The 16,066-nt window shown below is 67.6% G+C and carries 15 protein-coding genes and 1 pseudogene; 9 read left to right on the plus strand and 7 right to left on the minus strand.

Annotated features, from left to right (window positions below; all coding sequences use genetic code 11):
- Positions 1-140 precede the first annotated feature (140 nt).
- Positions 141-2,663, plus strand: a complete 2,523-nt coding sequence (locus ABD705_RS15450) for an ATP-dependent Clp protease ATP-binding subunit (RefSeq protein WP_344785192.1) — start codon at positions 141-143, stop codon at positions 2,661-2,663.
- Positions 2,664-2,739: 76 nt separating this feature from the next.
- Here ABD705_RS15450 and ABD705_RS15455 read toward each other — a convergent pair whose 3' ends face one another.
- Positions 2,740-3,579 carry an arylamine N-acetyltransferase family protein gene (locus ABD705_RS15455; protein ID WP_344785193.1) on the minus strand — a complete coding sequence of 280 codons (840 nt, stop codon included), beginning with the start codon at positions 3,577-3,579 and terminating at the stop codon, positions 2,740-2,742.
- A gap of 70 nt (positions 3,580-3,649) precedes the next feature.
- Here ABD705_RS15455 and ABD705_RS15460 point away from each other — a divergent pair, with 70 nt between their 5' ends.
- From ABD705_RS15460 to ABD705_RS15470, 3 genes are all read left to right on the plus strand, one after another.
- Positions 3,650-4,150, plus strand: coding sequence for an amino-acid N-acetyltransferase (locus ABD705_RS15460; RefSeq protein ID WP_344785195.1), 501 nt, complete (start codon positions 3,650-3,652; stop codon positions 4,148-4,150).
- 49 nt (positions 4,151-4,199) lie between these two features.
- The gene (locus ABD705_RS15465; RefSeq protein WP_344785197.1) at positions 4,200-4,934 is read left to right on the plus strand and encodes a hypothetical protein; all 735 of its coding nucleotides are present in this window, start codon (positions 4,200-4,202) and stop codon (positions 4,932-4,934) included.
- Positions 4,935-5,163: 229 nt separating this feature from the next.
- Positions 5,164-5,568: a dehydrogenase gene (locus ABD705_RS15470; RefSeq protein ID WP_344785199.1), complete on the plus strand. Its 405-nt coding sequence runs from the start codon at positions 5,164-5,166 to the stop codon at positions 5,566-5,568.
- 39 nt (positions 5,569-5,607) lie between these two features.
- Here the strand turns inward: ABD705_RS15470 and ABD705_RS15475 are convergent, their stop codons facing one another.
- Entirely contained in the window at positions 5,608-5,970 is a 363-nt protein-coding gene (locus tag ABD705_RS15475) for a Rieske (2Fe-2S) protein (protein WP_344785201.1), read from the minus strand.
- 223 nt (positions 5,971-6,193) lie between these two features.
- Here ABD705_RS15475 and ABD705_RS15480 point away from each other — a divergent pair, with 223 nt between their 5' ends.
- Entirely contained in the window at positions 6,194-7,198 is a 1,005-nt protein-coding gene (locus ABD705_RS15480) for an ABC transporter substrate-binding protein (RefSeq protein ID WP_344785203.1), read from the plus strand.
- Positions 7,199-7,209: 11 nt separating this feature from the next.
- On the opposite strand, the gene ABD705_RS15485 is transcribed toward ABD705_RS15480, so the two are convergent.
- Positions 7,210-8,124 carry a LysR family transcriptional regulator gene (locus ABD705_RS15485; RefSeq protein WP_344785205.1) on the minus strand — a complete coding sequence of 305 codons (915 nt, stop codon included), beginning with the start codon at positions 8,122-8,124 and terminating at the stop codon, positions 7,210-7,212.
- A gap of 109 nt (positions 8,125-8,233) precedes the next feature.
- On the opposite strand from ABD705_RS15485, the gene ABD705_RS15490 reads away from it, so the two are divergent.
- From ABD705_RS15490 to ABD705_RS15505, 4 genes are read left to right on the plus strand one after another with little or no spacing between them, the layout of a single operon-like run.
- A complete protein-coding gene (locus ABD705_RS15490) occupies positions 8,234-9,076 on the plus strand; it encodes an ABC transporter permease (RefSeq protein WP_344785207.1) in 843 nt (280 codons plus the stop codon).
- Positions 9,073-9,867, plus strand: a complete 795-nt coding sequence (locus ABD705_RS15495) for an ABC transporter permease (RefSeq protein WP_344785209.1) — start codon at positions 9,073-9,075, stop codon at positions 9,865-9,867. Before ABD705_RS15490 ends, ABD705_RS15495 begins: the two co-directional genes overlap by 4 nt.
- A gap of 20 nt (positions 9,868-9,887) precedes the next feature.
- Positions 9,888-10,712, plus strand: coding sequence for an ABC transporter ATP-binding protein (locus tag ABD705_RS15500; protein WP_344785211.1), 825 nt, complete (start codon positions 9,888-9,890; stop codon positions 10,710-10,712).
- Complete coding sequence (locus ABD705_RS15505) at positions 10,709-11,716, plus strand: MBL fold metallo-hydrolase (protein ID WP_344785213.1); 1,008 nt, start codon at positions 10,709-10,711, stop codon at positions 11,714-11,716. Before ABD705_RS15500 ends, ABD705_RS15505 begins: the two co-directional genes overlap by 4 nt.
- A 42-nt stretch (positions 11,717-11,758) precedes the next feature.
- Here the strand turns inward: ABD705_RS15505 and ABD705_RS15510 are convergent, their stop codons facing one another.
- The 4 genes and pseudogenes from ABD705_RS15510 to ABD705_RS15525 all read right to left on the minus strand — a co-directional run.
- Positions 11,759-13,789, minus strand: a complete 2,031-nt coding sequence (locus tag ABD705_RS15510; protein WP_344785215.1) for an acetoacetate--CoA ligase — start codon at positions 13,787-13,789, stop codon at positions 11,759-11,761.
- Entirely contained in the window at positions 13,779-14,363 is a 585-nt protein-coding gene (locus ABD705_RS15515) for a PadR family transcriptional regulator (RefSeq protein WP_344785217.1), read from the minus strand. The genes ABD705_RS15510 and ABD705_RS15515 overlap by 11 nt, the downstream gene beginning before the upstream one ends.
- 159 nt (positions 14,364-14,522) lie before the next feature.
- Entirely contained in the window at positions 14,523-15,926 is a 1,404-nt protein-coding gene (gene ligM / locus ABD705_RS15520) for a vanillate/3-O-methylgallate O-demethylase (protein ID WP_344785219.1), read from the minus strand.
- A gap of 35 nt (positions 15,927-15,961) precedes the next feature.
- Positions 15,962-16,066: pseudogene (locus ABD705_RS15525) on the minus strand (formyltetrahydrofolate deformylase); the annotation flags it as partial.

The raw sequence follows: 16,066 nt of genomic DNA on the forward strand, positions 1-16,066 counted from the left end.
TGTTATCGAGAAACGATATGGATGTCTCGGTTCGTTGTCAAGCGGGCGCTATGCCGACGGCGAACACCGGCAACGGGCATCCCCCCTCTGGCTACGCTCGTTGTTAGGCGCCGTCACCCGCGCGCCCGGAGGAGCCAGAGATGTTCGAAAGATTCACCGACCGTGCCCGTCGTGTGGTCGTCCTCGCCCAGGAAGAGGCGAAGATGCTCAACCACAATTACATCGGTACCGAGCACATTCTGCTCGGCCTGATCCACGAGGGTGAGGGTGTCGCCGCCAAGGCGCTGGAGTCCCTGGGCATCTCGCTGGACGCCGTGCGCGAGCAGGTGCAGGACATCATCGGGCAGGGCCAGCAGCAGCCGACCGGGCACATCCCGTTCACGCCGCGCGCCAAGAAGGTGCTCGAGCTGAGCCTGCGCGAGGCGCTGCAGCTGGGCCACAACTACATCGGCACCGAGCACATCCTGCTCGGCCTGATCCGCGAGGGCGAGGGCGTCGCCGCCCAGGTGCTGGTCAAGCTCGGCGCCGACTTGAACAAGGTGCGCCAGCAGGTCATCCAGCTGCTCTCGGGCTACCAGGGCAAGGAGCCGGCTGCGGTCTCCGGCGCCGCGCACGAGACCGGCGGCTCCGCGCAGGGCGGGTCGCAGGTGCTCGACCAGTTCGGGCGCAACCTCACCCAGGCCGCCCGCGAGGGCAAACTCGACCCGGTCATCGGCCGGGAGAAAGAGATAGAGCGGGTCATGCAGATCCTGTCCCGCCGCTCCAAGAACAACCCCGTCCTGATCGGCGAGCCCGGCGTAGGCAAGACCGCGGTCGTCGAAGGGCTCGCGCAGGCCATCGTCAAGGGCGATGTGCCCGAGACGCTGAAGGACAAGCAGCTGTACTCCCTCGACCTCGGGTCGCTGATCGCCGGGTCCCGCTACCGCGGCGACTTCGAAGAGCGCCTGAAGAAGGTCACGAAGGAGATCCGCACGCGCGGTGACATCATCGTCTTCATCGACGAGATCCACACGCTGGTCGGCGCGGGCGCGGCCGAAGGCGCCATCGATGCGGCATCCATCCTGAAGCCGCTGCTGGCCCGCGGCGAGCTGCAGACCATCGGCGCCACGACGCTGGACGAGTACCGCAAGCACTTCGAGAAGGATGCCGCGCTGGAGCGCCGCTTCCAGCCGATCCAGGTCGCCGAGCCGACGCTGCCGCACACGATCAACATCCTGAAGGGGCTGCGCGACCGCTACGAGGCCCACCACAAAGTGCAGATCACCGACGGTGCGCTGGTCGCCGCCGCGAACCTGTCGGACCGGTACGTCTCGGATCGCTTCCTGCCCGACAAGGCCATCGACCTGATCGACGAGGCCGGTGCCCGACTGCGCCTGTCGATCCTGTCCAGCCCGCCGGAGCTGCGCGAGCTGGACGACAAGATCGCCGATGTGCGCACGCACAAGGAGCACGCATCCGAGGAGCAGGACTTCGAGAAGGCCGCGTCGCTGCGCGACGAGGAGAAGTCGCTGCTTGCTGAGCGGCTGCGGCTGGAGAAGCAGTGGCGCAGCGGGGATGTCGCCACCTCGGCCGTGGTCGACGAGGGCTTGATCGCCGAGGTGCTCGCCCAGGCCACCGGCATCCCGGTGTTCAAGCTCACCGAGGAGGAGTCCAGCCGGCTGGTCTTCATGGAGAAGGCGCTGCACGAGCGCGTCGTCGGCCAGGAAGAGGCGATCGCGGCGCTGGCGCGCACGATCCGCCGTCAGCGTGCCGGCCTGAAGGACCCGAAGCGGCCCAGCGGCTCGTTCATCTTCGCCGGGCCCACCGGCGTCGGCAAGACCGAGCTGGCCAAGGCGCTGGCCGAGTTCCTGTTCGACGACGAGGGCGCGCTGATCGCACTGGACATGAGCGAGTTCGGCGAGAAGCACACCGTCTCGCGGCTGTTCGGCGCCCCTCCCGGGTTCGTCGGATTCGAAGAGGGCGGGCAGCTGACCGAGAAGGTGCGGCGCAAGCCGTTCTCGGTGGTGCTGTTCGACGAGATCGAGAAGGCCCACCCCGACATCTTCAACTCGCTGCTGCAGATCCTCGAAGAGGGTCGGCTCACGGACGGTCAGGGCCGTCTGGTCGACTTCAAGAACACCGTCATCATCATGACGACCAACCTCGGCAGCTCGGCGATCGCCGGCGGTCCAGTCGGGTTCCAGGTCGAGGGCGACACGACGACCTCGTACGAGCGGATGAAGGGCAAGGTCGACGAAGAGCTCAAGCGGCACTTCAAGCCCGAGTTCCTCAACCGCGTCGACGACATCATCGTCTTCCCGCAGCTGAACAAGGACGAGCTGCGCAAGATCGTCGGCCTGTTCACCAAGCGCCTGAGCGAGCGGCTGCTGGATCGTGACATGACGATCGAGCTCAGCGACGCCGCGAAGGACAAGCTCATCGAGATCGGGTTCGATCCGACCCTGGGTGCGCGCCCGCTGCGCCGTGCCATGCAGCGCGAGGTCGAAGACCAGCTCAGCGAGCGGATCCTGCACGGCGAGCTCAACGCCGGCGACCACGTGAAGGTGGATGCCGTGGACGGCAAGCTCACGTTCGAGCACGGCCCACGCGGCGAGAAGGTGGCGATCGGCGTCGGCGCCCCCGAGCAGATCGCGGCCACGCCCGACATCATCGCCGGCGCGTAGCCGATCATACGAAGGGAGCGGATGCCTGCGGGCATCCGCTCCCTTCGTGTTCGGGCCGTTCGCGGCGACTGTGTGCTCAGGCCGGTGCTGCGCGCGCGAAGGCCAGGTCGATGTCGAGCGCGCTGGTGTCGATGCGGAACCGCTCCTCGAGCACCTCGCGCAGCTGTGCGGCATCCGCCAGGATGCGATGCTGCGAGTCCTGCCCCGGGGTGTGCGTCGTGAACCGCCGTCCGGCCAGGGCGTACCGGTGGTCCGCGGTCGCCCGCGCGGCCATCAGCGACGTGACGAACCGCGAGAGCGGCGACGTCGACAGGTACCAGTTCGAGGCCTCGTAGTCCGTCGGCAGCTGCTCCTGCAGGTCGAAGCGGTACAGCGGATGCCACTGCCCGCCCACCAGCGCCTGCAGCGTGTACTCCCCGGCGTCGGCGATGAGCCGGAACGGCTCCAGCGGCGACTGCTGGGTGACGTCGGGGCGAAAAGCCAGGCTCGCGGTCAGCACCATTCCGCCGAACCCGACGTCGGCCACGCGCTGCCCGCCGTCGGCGGTGACCAGCAGCAGCATGTGGCTGCGCGGGTTGACGGTGCCCGGGGCCGCTCCCCACAGTACGCGCGCGAAGAGGCCGTGAACGGTGAACCCGATCTGCTGCAGCGCCGCTCGCAGCAGGAGGTCGTGCTCGTAGCAGTAGCCGCCGCGTCCGCCGTCGACGAGCTTGCGCTGCAGCGACGGCAGGTCCAGCCGGTTGGGCACGCCGAGGAACGGGTCGAGGTTCTCGAACGGGATCGCGTTCGCGTGGCGCGCGATGATCTCATCCAGCACCGCCGCCGTCGGGCTCAGGTCCCCCGCGTACCCGATGCGTTCCAGGTAGCGGGGCAGATCCAGCCCCGCCGTCTCCGGGTGGGTCATCGTGTGGGTCATCGTGGGTCGAGCCTAGTGCGAGCCGTCGCGGCGCGCAGGCCGGGGCAGCGGGCGGCCGTAGGCTGGTCGGGTGAGCGAGATCGTCATCCGCCCGGCGCGCACGTCGGATGTCCGTGCCATCGACAGGCTGCTGGAGCCGCTGGTGGCCCGGCGCATTCTGCTCGGCAAAGAACTCGTCGGGCTCTATGAGGCAGTGCAGGAGTTCGTCATCGCCGAGGCCGACGGCGAGGTGCTGGGCTGCGGCGCGCTGCACGTGATGTGGCAGGACATCGGCGAGGTGCGCACGCTGCTGGTGCGCGAGGATCGACTTCATGAGGGCATCGGCGGCAGGATCGTCGAGGTGCTCGAGGCACGCGCGATCGAGCTGGGTCTGAAGCGGCTGTTCTGCCTGACCTTCGAGACATCCTTCTTCACCAGGCACGGCTTCGCGCCGATCGGCGAGCACGTCGTCGCGCCGGATGTGTATGCGCAGCTGCTGCGCAGTCCAGACGCCGGTGTCGCCGAGTTCCTCGACCTCGCCCACGTCAAGCCCAACACGCTCGGCAACACGCGGATGCTCAAGCGGCTGTGACCGGGCGCGCCCTGCCGCTGCGAAACCCGGTGCGGCTTAGCCTCGTTGTGTGAGCACACCCCGACGCCGACATTCGCCCGCCGTCTACCGCCGGCGACGACTGGGGCTGCTGCTGGTCGCCGCCATCGTGGCCGCGGGTGTGTGGCTGCTGATCGCCCAGCCGTGGATCGGCCACGGCGAGCCCGAGCCGGCCGCCGCGCAGCAGCCCGCAGCGCCGGTGATCCCGGCGGTCGTGGCATCCACCGCACCGACCGGCCCCGCCGCGCCGACGCCCGGTGCCACCGACGCGGCCACGCCAGGTGCGACGACGCCCGCAACGCCGGGCGCGACGACGCCCGCGACACCGGGGGCGATGCCCGATCCAGCGGCATCCGCACCGCCGTGCTCGACCAACGACGTCGTGGTCAAGGCCGTCACCGACAAGACCAGCTATGCGAGCGGCCAGGACCCGAAGCTGTCGATCGAGCTGACCAACACCGGGGCGAACGCGTGCACGCTGAACGTTGGCACCGCCGCGCAGTCGTTCACGATCACCAGCGGCACCGACACGTGGTGGCGGTCGACCGACTGCCAGAGCGAGCCGAGCGACATGGTGGTGCTGCTGAATGCGGGGCAGAAGGTCTCCAGCGCGCAGCCGATCGTCTGGGACCGCACCCGGTCGTCGGTGGCGACCTGCCAGGCGAAGAACCGGCCTCAGGCTGCCGGCGGCGGAGCGAGCTATCATCTGTCGGTCTCGATCGGGGGGGTCCAGTCGATCGACGACGTCATCTTCCAGCTGTACTGAGCGGGTGCCGCGGGTCTTGTCCCCCAAAAAGGGGACAGCGCGTGAGGTGGGTGAGCGCGTATTCTTCCGATATACGTTACGCGCTGGCGTGGTGAAGTCGTCCCCAGCGGCAAGCAGGTTCGTCCCCAGCGAACCCAACCACGTGTGTGACGTCGCGGGCCCTCTCGAGTCGCTCAGTCCCCAATGAGCGACTCGAGAGGGTCCTTTTCGTTGCGGCTACGCTTGACCCGTGGCATCCCGGAAGAAGCGCGGCAAGAAGCAGCTGGACTTTCGCAACGTCCAGCTCGCCGACGCGTTGCAGACGCAGGACATGGCCGCCGTCGCCTTCGCGCTCCGGCACGGGCCCACCGTGGTGCCGCTGATGCGGCCGGGTGCGCGCGACGATCCGCGCGACTCGGGCGAGGTGTGGACGTACCGCGACCCGGAATCCGGCGAGATCGCGCTGCTGCTGTTCAGTGATGCCGTGCACAAGCCCGAGATGCTGCCGTCGTCGGTCGGGCTGCATTCGGCCGCGTGGCTGCGGGCGTTCCTGGGCGCACACGGGGACGAGATCACGACGGTCTTCTTCGACATCGCCGGCCCGCACCCGATGCAGGCCGCACCGGCAGACCTCATCGCCGCATTGGATGCCTGAGGTCGGACCCACGGCCGTCCGGGCGCTGCCGCCTGAGGCTCAGATGCCGGACGCGAGCCGCGCGGGGTTCGGCGTCACCCGGATGTCGGTGCCGTCCACGCTCACACGGTGGGACGCCACCGGCTCGGTGGGCGGGTCCGAGACGACCGAGCCGTCGCGCAGGCAGAATCGGCCCTGATGCACCGGGCACTCCACGGTGCCGTCGGAGACATATCCGTCCGAGAGCGGACCCTGCATGTGCGAGCAGCTGTTGTCGAGCGCGAAGTACTCGCCGCGGTCGTTGAACACGGCGATGTCATCGACGGTGCCGGTGACCGATGCGTCGATCAGGATGCCCCAGCCGTCATCGATGTCGCCGATCTGCGCGACGACGACCCCCTCGTCACTCGCGTCGCCTGCCATGGTGCCATCGTAACCGGACTGCGTCCCGCCCGACCCGGGCCGGTCTTGGTCGCGTCGTCCGCGACCCATCACCGGAGTGCCGGGCTAACACCTATATGCCGCGCATATAGGTGTTACAGGGAATCGGTCGCTTCCGCTATAGGTTGCAGACGGTGATCATGGGTCCTACGCACAGTGCAGCGCATGACGTCACCGACGACGTCAGCACGAGGAGAGGTCTGAAATGAAGCAGCGAACGATTCTCGCGGTGGTTGTGGTGGCACTGCTCACATTGACGGGATGTTCAAGTCAAGGCGGCCAGGCGCCCGGCAGCGGTACCAGCGCCGACTCATCCTCCGGCGTGACCAAGGTCTCCATCGGCGGCGTGGTCACCACCAGCACGGTGCCGATCTCCCTGGGGCAGTCCGAGGGCATCTTCAAGAAGCACGGTCTCGACGTGACGATGGAACCCACCCAGAATTTCGCCGCGGCGGTCCCCTCCCTCATGAACGGCAAGCTCGATTTCGCGATCGCGGCGGTTCCGCCGTTCATCATCGCCCTCCAACAGCGCATGCCGCTGGTGGCGGTTGCTGGCACGAGTGCGACCGTGGCGGACTCGACCCAGGAAGGCAACCAGGTCGTGGTGCGCCGCGGCAGCGGGATCAAGACGCTCGCCGAGCTGGAGGGCAAGAAGGTCGCCACCAATCAGGTCGGCTCCGGACCGTATGTCGGCGTTCTGGCGACGTACCTGCGGTCAGGGGGCGCGCCGGACGGCATCGAATGGGTGTCGATGCCGATGAACGAGCAGGTTGCCGGCCTCGAGTCCGGTTCGATCGACGCTGCGGTTCTGGCCGAGCCGTATACCGGCATGGCGCTGGCTGACGGGAACGTTCCTCTCGCCTCTGCGTACCGGGACCCACAGCACCCGATTCTGAATGCCGGTGATCCGTATGTGGTCGTGCTGACGTCCAAGAGCTACGCCGAGAAGAACCCGAAGATCGTCGCTGCGATGCGTGATGCACTCGACGAAGCCAACGCATTCGCCGCAGACCACCACGACAAGGTCGTCGACGTGCTGGTGTCCGAGACCGGAATGGATGCAAAGGTCGCAGCGACCATCAAGATTCCCGGGTTCGTCGGCAAGCTCACCGGCGCCGAACTTCAGCGGCTGGCCGACGCGATGCTCGAAGTCGGGCTGCTGAAAAAGAAGTTCGATGGCGCTGCGGCGGTGTGGCAGCCAGCTGGTTGACGATGCACCACTCACGTCGATTCCGAGAGGTTGCTCGCAGCACGTGCAGCCTCCCGGAATCGGCGCACCACGGGGAGCTCGACATCCTCTGAACGCGCGACGCTGTAGACCTCCAGCGGGTCCGGGCCATCGACCAGTCGCCGGAAGGCGACGCGATCGGGGTGGATCAGGCTGCAGAAGCCGAGCGGGACGACCGCCACGACGAGACCTGCGGTCACCAGCGGCAATGCCTCGAGCATGCTCGGCACGTCCCGCACGCGGGGTGGTGCCAGGCCCGCGCGATCAAACGCGATCATCAGCGAGGCGCGGACCCCGTGGCGCATCGAGCGGAACGGAATCGCGAACTCCCGGGTGGCGACGTCGCGCAGTGAGATCGTGGGCGGCAGGTTGTTCTCGTCGGGTGGCAGCGCAATGACCATCTCGACGTGTTCGAGGGTCTCCACGTCGAGTTCCGGGTGGTAGAGCGTGCGCAGGTCCTCGGCGGCCGCCGTCGCCAGCAGGCCGACGTCGAGGCGCCGCGCTCGGACGGCGTCGATGATCGCCAGCGGATCGGCCTGCTGATAGTGCACGTCGACCTCCGCGCCGGCTGTGGCGAGATGTCCGAGCACGGCGGGAAGGTGCGAACTGGTCAGGGCTGGGCTGCAGCCGATTTCTATCGTCCCCGTGAGGCCGTGTTCCAGCGCGGTCATCCGGCGCCGGATCTCCCGCTCCTCAGCCAGGATGCGTTCCGCGTACCGCAGGAACTCCCGCCCGGTGGTGGTCGGCGAGACGCCACGTGGGCTCCGGATCAGCAGCCGTGTCCCGATCTCCTGCTCGAGCTGTGCGATCGCTGCGCTGAGAGGAGGTTGAGTCATGTACAGCTCGGTGGCCGCTCGTGAGAAGGACCCGGCCTGCGTGATCGCGACGAAGTACCTCAGCTGGCGCATCTCCATACACTCAATGTATAGCGGATAGTGGCAAACGCCCCTTGCCGCAATAGTGCGGGATCGACCAGATTGGTTGACATCGTGATTCCACCAGCAACGGAGCAGGGGCATGAGCATCACAGCCGACGTCTCGACATCGCCGCAACGATCGCGCCGCAGTCGTGCCTCAGCACCACTGAGCAGTGGCGTCGAGGCAACGCTCAGCGTGGTCGGTGTGGTCGGACTGATCGCACTCTGGCAGATCGTCAGCATGACCGGTGCCGTGTCTGCGCGCATCCTCTCGTCGCCGTGGGACGTCGCCACTGCCGGCGGCCGGTTGCTCATGACAGGGGAGTTCTGGATGGCCACATGGGCGACAGTCTGGATCACGGTGCTGGGCATCATCGTCGTCATGCTGATCGCGGTTCCTCTGGCCATCGCAATCCATCGCAGTCAGTTCGTCGACGAGTCGACATGGTTCGTCATCGAGTTCCTCAAACCCATTCCTGGCGTCGCGTTGATTCCGCTGACGCTGCTGCTGTGGGGCCCCGGCGACGGCGTGAAGCTCTTCCTGATCGTATTCGGCGCCCTGTGGCCCATCCTCACACAGCTGGTCTACGGCCTGCGTGAGACGTCGGGGATCGCGTTGGACATGACCCGCGTCTACCGATTCAGCCCCGCCCAGCGGTTGCGTTGGCTGACGATCCCGAGCATGATGCCGTTCACGCTGACCGGGCTGCGCATCTCGGTGACGATCGCTTTGATCATCACGGTGGTCACGGAGTACATCGCCGGCATCCCCGGCTTGGGCACAATGCTCGCCGTGGCGCAGCTGAACGGCGTCACCGATCAGGCATACGCGTTGCTGCTGTTCGCGGGCCTGCTCGGCCTGGCATTCAGCGGCGCCGTCGCCTCATTGTCGCGGCCACTGCTGTTCTGGCACGCATCGCAACGTGAGCGTCGGGGGGCATGATGCATCGGTCCAAGGTACGCGGCTGGCGCCTGGTCATAATGCGCGCCTGGCTTCCCATCGTCTTGGTATCGGCCTGGTGGATCGCCAGCAGTGGCAGCGAGGCCCTCTACTTCCCACCGTTGCAGGACATTGTGACGAGCCTCGTCGACGACTGGATACTCGGCCCTCGTTGGCGTACCGATCTGCTGCCCACGCTCGCGAACCTCGGGCTGGGCTTCGGTATCTCGGTCGTGCTCGGCACGGTGCTCGGCCTGATTCTCGGGCAGTGGGCAGTGGGGCGCGCGCTGCTGGCGCCGATTCTCACGTTCTTCCGCTCACTGCCCTCACCGGCCCTGATCCCCATCGTCCTCGGAATATTCGGCATCGGTTCCTCGATGAATGTCGCGCTGATCGTACTGGGGGCTCTGTGGCCGACACTGCTGAACGCCATCGATGGCGTGCGCAGCGTCGACACCCAGGCGCGTGAGATGGTCCGTTCGTACCGGCTGAGCAGGTGGCAGGCCATCCGGTACGTGATCCTCCCCAACGCCGGCCCGCAGCTGTTCGCCGGATACCGCATCAGTCTGCAGATCGCGATCATCCTGATCGTCGTGTCCGAGATGGTCGGCGCCACCCGCGGACTCGGGTATTTCGTCATCGAGTCGCAGCAGCTGTTCATGGTCACGCAGACCTGGGTGGGCACGATCCTGCTGGGCATCGTCGGCTATGTGCTGATCCTGATCTTCGTGCAGTTCGAGAAGCGCATCCTGCGCTGGCAGCTTCAGATGCGGGCAGCGACGGGAGCGTCATGATCGAGGTAGGAACGGAACCGATGGAAACGAACACTGCGAACGACCACATCCTGGAACTGCGCCAGCTCGGCAAGGTCTATCACACCGGATCGGCGTCTGCGACGATTCTCGCCGGTATCGATTTCGCCGTCGATCAGGGCGAGTTCGTCTGCGTGGTCGGACCGTCCGGCGCAGGCAAGACCACGCTGCTCAAGTGCATCGCGGGCCTGACCGAGTCCACAAGCGGCCAGACGCTGTTCGAAGGACGACCCGTGACCGGTCCGCCCCGCAAATTGGCCGTGATCTTCCAGGACTACTCCCGCAGCCTGCTCCCGTGGATGTCTGTGGCGAAGAACATCTCGCTGCCGCTGCGGAAGGCGCGATTCCCTGCCGCGGACCGGGCGAGGGTCATCGCGGAGGCGTTGGCGGACGTCGGTCTGGAAGGCAGGGGCAAGCTCTATCCATGGGAGATGTCCGGGGGGATGCAGCAGCGTGCGGCGATCGCACGAGGCCTGGCCTATCAGCCTGATGTGCTGCTCATGGACGAGCCCTTCGCCGCCGTCGATGCGCAGACGCGGATCGAGCTGGAAGACCTGGTCCTGAGCATGAACCGCCGGTGGGGGATGACCGTGGTGTTCGTCACCCATGACATCGACGAGGCGGTGTATCTGGGCGATCGCGTGATCGTGCTCTCCGGAGCTCCGGCGAAGGTGGCGCGGGATGTCGTCATCGACCTGCCCCGGGAACGCGATCAGCTCGGCACGAAGAGCCTGCCCCGGTACAGCGAGCTGCGTGCTGAGATCTTCGAACTGATCCAGGCGGCCAAGCGCCCGGTGACGCAGTCGCTGGGTGCGGTGCGGGCATGACCGGCTCCAAGCCGTCGGTGGTGACCCTGGGCACGGCGGGTGGGCCGGTCTGGTGGCCCGGGCAGCGGCCGCGGGCAGGCATATCGACAGCGGTCGTCGTCGGCGATCGCACCTACATCGTCGATGCGGGAACCGGTGTCGGGCGTCAGTTGGTTCAGGCGGGGCTGTCGATGTCGAGCGTGCATGGCATCTTCCTCACGCACATGCATTCGGATCACACGGTCGACCTGGCGAGCTTGGCGATCTTCGGGATCATGCGGATGCCGGCCGATCCCACGCATACCGTCGATATCGTCGGGCCCGGTGATCGGGGCGTCTTGCCGGCGCCGACGGCCCGGGCCACGGCTGCGCTGTCCCCGGTGTTCGCCGATGAGCCCACCCCTGGCACAGCGCGCATGTTCGAGATGCTGATGCGGGCCTATGCGACCGACATCAACGACCGGCTCTTCGACTCGCTGCGGCCCACGCCGCTCGACTGGTTCCGTGCGCGAGACATCGTGGTGCCCGGTGATGCGGGCTTCCATGCGAACGACTGCCCCACACCGGACATGGAGCCCTTCCCCGTGTACGAGGACGATGTCGTCCGCGTCAGCGCCGTGCTCGTCAAGCACGCCCCGATGACTCCCGCATTCGGGTATCGCTTCGACGCTGAAGGCGGTTCGGTGGTGATCTCCGGCGACACCGCCCGCAGCGACAATGTCGCCCGGCTCGCTGCGGGGGCCGACCTCCTGCTGCACGAAGCCGTCGATTTCGGTTGGGTCGAGCGGCGCTACCAGGAGCAGCGGGATCTGTCGGCGAAGGCGACGCGTGACCACCATTACGCAGCGCACACCTCGCCGCGCGAAGCGATAGAACTGGCCAATGACGCGGGGGTGCGCCAGCTGGCGCTGCACCACCTGGCACCGGGGAACAGCCGTGCCGAGGTGTGGGACCGTGACCGGCACCTGTTCCGAGGCGACTTCCGCGTGCCGGCAGATCTGGATGTCATCGAGCTCGCACGATAGTGAGTATGTGGGCGGTGGGCTGCTCGCACGCCCGCTCACGGCTCACGCCGTCAGATCTGCTCCAGCCCGTGCTGGCCCCGCGCTGCCGCGACCTCGGCGCGCCAGGAACCTCTCGGCCTCGTCGATGAACCAGACCATCGCTTCGGGATTGGCCACCGATCCCATATTGACCGCGTCGGCCGCGGGCCGGCCGGCGAACAGGCGCTTGATCGGAACCTCGAGCTTCTTGTGCGCATGCGTGATCGGAATCGCGGGGGCGACGACGATGACGTCCGGGACGTGCCGGGGGCTCGTGCGGCGGCGGATCTCGCTCGCGATCGTGCGGCGCAGACCCTCGTCGAGCATCGCGCCCTCGGCGAGCTGCACGAACAGGGGCATGTGATAGCCCCCGCCGGGAAGTTCCACGCCGATCACGAGGGCGTCGACGACCTCCGGCACGTCGCGAAGTGCCGCGTAGATGTCGGCGGGCCCGATCCGCACGCCTTGGCGATTCAGGGTCGCATCCGATCTGCCGTGCACGGTGAACTCGCCGTCGGCGGTCTCGGTGATCCAGTCGCCCTGGGTCCACACGCCGCGGAACTTCTCGAAGTAGGCGGACTGGTATCGCCGCCCGTCCGGGTCGTTCCAGAAGGACACCGGCATCGAGGGTATCGGCCTGCGGACGACGAGGTCGCCGACATCGCCGATGACGCGGTTCCCACCCTCGTCCCATGCCTGGACGGCGACACCCAGCAGCGGCCCCTGCAGCAGGCCGGCATGGACGGGTTCCAGCGGGTTGGAGCCGATGAAGCCGCCGCAGATGTCGGTGCCGCCGGTGTCGGAGCCGAGGTGCACGCGCTCCTTGACAGCATGGTGCACCCACTCCCAGGTGCTCACCGGCAGGGGCGACCCGGTGGAGAGGATGGCCCGCAGCGCGCCGAGGTCGAGCTGCTCGCCGGGACGGACGTCGGCCTTCTCGGCCAGCTGCAGGTAGGCGGCGCCGGTGGCGAACATCGTCGCCTTCGTCTGCGCCAGATTGCGGAACTGCCGGTCCGGTCCGCCGTGCGTGGGAGAACCGGCATAGGTGACCACGGCGGCGCCGGCGGCAAGGTTCATGACCAGCGTGTTCCAGACCATCCAGCTGGTGTTCGCGGCCACGTAGTAGAGGTCGTCCGCGCCCATGTCCTGGTGCAGCCCGGGCCCTTTGACGGCCTCGAGCAGGATGCCGCCGTGGCCGTGCACGATGCCCTTCGGGGCGCCGGTGGTCCCCGAGGAGAAGAGCACCCACAGCGGGTGCGCGAACGGCACCCGGTCGAAGGAGGGGGTGACCGGTTCGCCGACGATGCCGACGAAGGGTGCGCTCGGCACGCCGAGCGGCCCGGCCGCCTCGCCCACCACGGCGATGGCGGTGAGAGCGGGCAGGCCGGCCACGATCTGCTCGAGCCGGTCGCCGACGTCGAACGAGCGCCCGTTGTACGAATACGCGGATGCCGCGATCAGCACTCGCGGCTCGAGCTGCGCGAGCCGGCCGAGGGTCGCTTCGGCCGACAACTCGGGCGAGTTGATCGTCCAGATCGCGCCGATCGATGCCGTCGCGAGCATCCCGACGATAGCCTCGGGCATGTTCGGCAGCACGGCGGCGACGCGGTCGCCCGGCTGCACGTCGCGTGCGCGCAGCCATGCGGCGAGAGCGCCGACCATGCCCGCCAGCTGATCCCAGCTGTACCGGTGCTGCCGACCCTGTTCGTCGACGTCGACGATCGCGGTGGTGTCGCGTCGGTTCGCATCCCGTGCCGGCCGCAGCACGTTCTCGGCGAAGTTCAGGCTTACATGCGGGAACCACTGTGCACCGGGCATCACCTCGTCGACCAGCGCGGGTGACTCCCACCCGTCGCCGACCAGGTCGAAGTACTCGACGACCGACTCCCAGAACGTCGACAGCTCGTTGGTCGACCAGCGCCACGCGTCGCGATAGCCGTCCAGGTTCAGGTCGTGGCGGCGGTTCGCCCAGGCGATGAAGTCGGTCAGTCGTGCGGCCGCGCGATCCTGGTCGGTGGGCCGCCAAGTGACTTCGGGCGTCGCGTCAGCCGGCATCGAGCCGGCCGACCAGTTCGAGCCCGCGCTGCGCCCAGGCGATCTCGACTTTGGCACGTTCGACCAGGCCCTCATAGGCGAAGCGCTTGTAGGCGATGGCGCGCTCCCGCTCAGCCGGGGGAGTGTGCTCCAGACGCCGGTTGAGCATCGTGCTGGTCATCGTGTCGATCTGGTCGATCTGCCCCTGGAACTGGGCGAGCTCGCCCTCCCATTGCGCGATGTGCGCGTGCAGGAACGCCCGCGCTGCCGCCGGGGTGGAGTTCTCCAGGTAGGCGGCGCGCAGGTGGGCGGGGTCGCGCACCCGCTGATACTCCGCCGGTGCTTCCAGCCATGCCTTGTAGGCGGCTTCGCCGGCGTCGGTCATGTGATAGACCCGCCGGGTGCCGCGCTCGCCGCGGGCCTGGTCCTCGCCCTGGATGAGGCCCTCGGCCTCCATCTTGCGCAGCTGCGGGTAGATCTGCGAGTCGGGGGCGTGCCAGACGTGCCCGACCGACTGGGAGAACTGCTTCTGCAGGTCATAGCCGGACAGCGGCCCGACCCGCAGGATCGCCAGCAGAGCGAAGCGCAGACTCATTCGATTCCTTCCGCATCGGCGTGCCCGGAACTGGTGGGGGATGCCGCGCCGGCTGTCACCGGACCTGGTGGCATCCCGCGCGGAGGATCAACGGGCGGACGAGGGGTCGGTGGTGCCCCACCCCTCGTCCGCCAGATGTTCCTTCGCGATGGTGCCGGATCAGGACTCGGTGTAGCCGGTGCGCCATCCGCCGTGGTAGCCCTGGCGGGCGACCGTGGAGTACGGCACCGGGCTGACGACGGCCCGCACCGCCAGCTGCGCGTGCGGCTCGACGGTGGCCTTGGCGCTGTTGGGGTCCTCGCCCCACAGCACGTGCACCTCGGCGCCCTCGGGCACGTCCGGGTTCACGGTCGCCAGCGACAGCGCGCGGCGCTCGTTCGAGCTGTAGCCGGTGAACATCGAATAGCCGACGACGTTGCCATCGGCATCCACGACCGAGTCGTAGTTTGCCGAACCGTAGTTGGCCAGCGGCAGGTCGAAGAACTTGTAGCTGGGTCCCTCGACATCGAACAGCGATCCGTAGATCTTGGTCATGTCTTCGGGCTCCCATGCCAGCGTGATCTTGCGGCGCTGCGTGGCGGGGTCGATCTTCTCGAGCGCGTCGCGACCGATGAAGTCGTGGTCGAACTTCACGAACGAGCCGTACCCGAGCTCCCACGGGGTCAGGTAGTAGTCCTCGATGTTGTCCGAGACGAACGAGCCGGCCAGCGTTCCGGTCGCCTCGTAGCTGTCCACGCCGAGCCACTCGCGGTAGCCGCGCTCGGCCTCACCGGTGTAGATGGCCGGCAGCGGCGAGGGGATCCAGCCCGACTCCAGCGTGTTCGACGGGTATGCCCGCGAACCCACCGGCAACAGGCCGAACTCGGCACCGGCTGCCACGATGGCGTCGCGCACCTTGTCGTGGTCGGCGTACGGGCCCCACAGCTCCAGGCCCGGGGCACCGGCCATGCCGTGGCGCAGCGTGCGCACCTGCACGCCGTCGACGGCCATGTGCGACATCGTGAAGAAGCGCAGCTGCTCGAGCGGACCGCCGTTGAGCTTCTCGATGACCTGCCACGCCGCCGGACCCTGGATCTGGAAGCGGTAGTAGAGGCGCGAGACGGCGTGGCCGTACGGGCGCGACGACGAGCGCCGGTCGACGGTCAGCTCGAGGTTCTGGTAGCCGCCGGTCTCACCGTGGTACATCAGCCAGTTCGACACGGGCGCGCGGCCGACGTAGACGTACTCGTCTTGGGACTCGTGGAACAGGATGCCGTCGCCGACGACGTGGCCGGCAGCCGTGGTGGGCACATACTGCTTGGCGCGGTCGACCGGGAAGGTCGAGACCGAGTTGATCGCGGTGTCGCTGATCAGCTTGATCGCATCCGAGCCCTTCAGGAACACGTTGTCCATGTGGTGCGTCTGGTCGTAGAGCACGGCCGTGTCGCGCCATGCCTTCTGCTCCTTGATCCAGCTGGTGAAGTCCGCGGGGACCACCGGGTAGATGTAGGAGCCGATCTGCGAGTTGCGAAGCAGGTCGACCGGGTTGGTCTGGTCGATGAGCTGCTGCAGATTCTCTGCCATGGGGAACCTCTCTGTTCTTTCGTTTGGGTGGGTGTTCAGTTGAAGACGATGGTGTGGTTGCCGTGTCGGATGACGCGGTCTTGGGCGTGCCAGAGCACGCCGCGGGAGAGGACGTCGCGTTCCACGTCGGCGCCGCGGCG

The sequence above is a fragment of the Microbacterium kribbense genome (genome assembly GCF_039537285.1).
Lineage (GTDB): Bacteria > Actinomycetota > Actinomycetes > Actinomycetales > Microbacteriaceae > Microbacterium > Microbacterium kribbense.

Coding starts and splice junctions, on each gene's coding strand:
- ligM (WP_344785219.1), bottom strand. CDS start 15,926: ATGGCAGAGAATCTGCAGCAGCTCATCGACCAGACCAACCCGGTCGAC.
- ABD705_RS15455 (WP_344785193.1), bottom strand. CDS start 3,579: ATGACCCACACGATGACCCACCCGGAGACGGCGGGGCTGGATCTGCCC.
- ABD705_RS15490 (WP_344785207.1), top strand. CDS start 8,234: ATGAGCATCACAGCCGACGTCTCGACATCGCCGCAACGATCGCGCCGC.
- ABD705_RS15505 (WP_344785213.1), top strand. CDS start 10,709: ATGACCGGCTCCAAGCCGTCGGTGGTGACCCTGGGCACGGCGGGTGGG.
- ABD705_RS15510 (WP_344785215.1), bottom strand. CDS start 13,789: ATGCCGGCTGACGCGACGCCCGAAGTCACTTGGCGGCCCACCGACCAG.
- ABD705_RS15450 (WP_344785192.1), top strand. CDS start 141: ATGTTCGAAAGATTCACCGACCGTGCCCGTCGTGTGGTCGTCCTCGCC.
- ABD705_RS15475 (WP_344785201.1), bottom strand. CDS start 5,970: ATGGCAGGCGACGCGAGTGACGAGGGGGTCGTCGTCGCGCAGATCGGC.
- ABD705_RS15485 (WP_344785205.1), bottom strand. CDS start 8,124: ATGCGCCAGCTGAGGTACTTCGTCGCGATCACGCAGGCCGGGTCCTTC.
- ABD705_RS15500 (WP_344785211.1), top strand. CDS start 9,888: ATGGAAACGAACACTGCGAACGACCACATCCTGGAACTGCGCCAGCTC.
- ABD705_RS15495 (WP_344785209.1), top strand. CDS start 9,073: ATGATGCATCGGTCCAAGGTACGCGGCTGGCGCCTGGTCATAATGCGC.
- ABD705_RS15515 (WP_344785217.1), bottom strand. CDS start 14,363: ATGAGTCTGCGCTTCGCTCTGCTGGCGATCCTGCGGGTCGGGCCGCTG.
- ABD705_RS15480 (WP_344785203.1), top strand. CDS start 6,194: ATGAAGCAGCGAACGATTCTCGCGGTGGTTGTGGTGGCACTGCTCACA.